This is a genomic window from Luteimonas flava (assembly GCF_036584485.1).
In the GTDB taxonomy this organism is placed as follows: Bacteria; Pseudomonadota; Gammaproteobacteria; order Xanthomonadales; family Xanthomonadaceae; genus Luteimonas; species Luteimonas flava.
The window spans coordinates 1-285 of sequence record NZ_JAZHBM010000074.1 but is presented as its reverse complement, the minus strand read 5'-3'; the positions used below and the strand labels follow the sequence as shown (position 1 = coordinate 285).

Annotated in this window: 1 protein-coding gene; it reads right to left on the bottom strand. The window is 63.2% G+C overall.

Going from position 1 to position 285, the window contains the following annotated elements; all coding sequences use genetic code 11:
• Positions 1-209: chromate transporter (locus V3391_RS17735; protein WP_332079771.1), on the bottom strand; the 209-nt coding region annotated here is incomplete at its 3' end.
• Between the last annotated feature and the right edge of the window lie 76 nt (positions 210-285).

The window sequence follows — 285 nt, the reverse complement described above, 5'->3', positions numbered from 1 at the left end:
GTGGCGCAGTAGGTCAGCGTGGTGCTCGGGATCAGGATGCCCAGCATGGTCACTGCCACGCCCGCCAGCGCGGCCGCATAGCTGCCGGCATTCAATCCCACATTCCAGCCCATCAGCGCAACGAACAGCACGTTCGGTCCCGGCGCAGCCTGCGCAATGGCCATTGAGTTGTTGAACTGCGCCTGGGTCAGCCAGTGATGCTCAACCACCAGTTAGCGGTGCATCTCGGTCGAGGTCGATACCGCGCCGCCGATCGACATCAGCGACAGCAGCAGGTAATGGCCA